This is a genomic window from Mycobacterium sp. SMC-18 (assembly GCF_045310895.1).
Lineage (GTDB): Bacteria > Actinomycetota > Actinomycetes > Mycobacteriales > Mycobacteriaceae > Mycobacterium.
The window spans coordinates 1-1,041 of the sequence record NZ_JBJIAL010000150.1 but is presented as its reverse complement, the minus strand read 5'-3'; the positions used below and the strand labels follow the sequence as shown (position 1 = coordinate 1,041).

The 1,041-nt window shown below is 62.1% G+C and carries 1 protein-coding gene; it reads left to right on the top strand.

The genetic code is table 11. From position 1 onward, the window contains the following. Window positions 1–239 precede the first annotated feature (239 nt). On the top strand, window positions 240–1,041 hold an 802-nt coding region (locus ACJH6J_RS30535; protein ID WP_406805049.1), incomplete at its 3' end, for a hypothetical protein.

The window sequence follows — 1,041 nt, the reverse complement described above, 5'->3', positions numbered from 1 at the left end:
GCACCGGGCATCAACATGACGGAACAGGGTTCGGTCAGGCAGACTTGAGAGCTGCGGCTCAACCGCGCACCCGTCGGCGCGTGCGTTCAGCAGGTCTCGCGTGCGCCGCAGCAAGATCTCAACAGGTGCTGTAATCCGCGGTGACGCCGGCACTGCCTGCGATTTGACCACAACGTTAGTACTACGCGACAAGGGCATCTCGTTTCTCGACAGCCGCCGGCAATTCTGTTCTGATCAGTGTGAACGAAATCCCGCGACGTCGCGCGAACGCGACGCACAAAAACGACAACGGGATTCGAAAAGTCTTTTGTCCGGTGGCTCGCCAGGGAGGGAACGCCATGTCACGGAAGACGCTTTCACGCCGAGAATTCGTTGCAGCGACAGCGCTGTCATCGGCGGCGCTCATCACAGCCCCCTACGTGCGTGGCGCCTACGCAGCCGGAAAGCTCTCGATGGGCTTCTGGGATCACTGGGTGCCGGGCGCGAACAGTGCGTCCACCGATCTGGTCAATGAATGGGCCGCCAAGGAAAAGGTCGAGGTCCAGATCGACTACATCACCAGCCAGGGCAACAAGAACATCGTCACCATCGCTGCCGAGGCGCAGGCGAAATCGGGTCACGATATCTTCCAGATGCCGACGTGGTGGCCGCAGGCCAATGCCGAGCTGCTCGAGCCGGTCAACGACATCATGGACCCGCTCGTCAAGCTGAATGGCGAGGTCAATGGCACGGTGAAGTATCTCGGCCAGGCCGACGGCAAATGGCTTGGCGTTCCCGCCAGCGTCGGCAGCCAGATCAAGGGCCCCTGCTCGCGCATCGACCTGATGAAGAAGCACGCCGGCATCGATGTGCAGGAAATGTATCCGGCCGGGAGCCCGCCGAAGGCGGATAACTGGACCCTCGATACGTTCCTCAAAGCGGCCGAAGCCTGCCACAAGGCCGGCTTCCCGTTCGGTATCGGCCTCGGCGAGACCAGCGACAGTGTCGACACCGCCGGTGCGATCTTCCAGTCGTTCGGTGCGCAGCTGGTCGACGCCAAGG